This is a genomic window from Corynebacterium lipophiloflavum DSM 44291, assembly GCF_000159635.1.
Lineage (GTDB): Bacteria > Actinomycetota > Actinomycetes > Mycobacteriales > Mycobacteriaceae > Corynebacterium > Corynebacterium lipophiloflavum.
In genome coordinates, this window is sequence record NZ_GG667220.1 from 1 (window position 1) to 540 (window position 540).

Consider the following 540-nt stretch of genomic DNA (forward strand, 5'->3'; position numbering starts at 1 on the left):
AAGAGCATGAAGCACCTCGGTTCGGCGCACACCGACGAAGATCTTGCCCTGTTGAAGGCCCAGGCCCGACGCCTGGTCGACGGCGACCAGATGAGCCTGGCTCTTGGTGTGGACACCACACCTTCCGGCAGCGGGTCGGTGGATGCGCCGGTCCCGATCACCTCGGAACGCGCTGGTCACCTCCTCGACGTCATCCACCATGCCTACACCGAACTGGGTTTGGATACAGCCACCGGCGGTGACCAGGTGTTCCGGGATCTGCTCATCGCCCGGATCGTGCAGCCAGGCTCAACATTCGACAGCATCGAACCGGACCTGACCCCTTGTTGGTGGACATAGGCTAGCCCCGGTTGACAGCCGGAGGAGGGTAGTCTCAGTTCATGCCTCGTAAGTCCTATACTGAGGAGTTCAAGCGCGACGCGGTCGCGATGTATGAAGACACAGACGGTGTGTCTCTTAATTCGGTTGCTCATGATTTCGGTGTTAACCGTGGCAGTCTCGCTGCCTGGGTCAAGCGCTATGGCACGGGCAAGAAAGCCC

The 540-nt window shown here is 60.4% G+C and carries 1 protein-coding gene and 1 pseudogene; both read left to right on the forward strand.

The window, feature by feature from the left end; translation table 11 throughout:
• Positions 1–6: 6 nt before the first annotated feature.
• Positions 7–309, forward strand: a pseudogene (locus tag HMPREF0298_RS12515) (IS1634 family transposase); the annotation flags it as partial.
• A 71-nt stretch (positions 310–380) separates the two neighbouring features.
• Positions 381–540 (forward strand): IS3 family transposase (locus HMPREF0298_RS11985; RefSeq protein ID WP_006841331.1); only part of this gene is annotated, 160 nt, incomplete at its 3' end.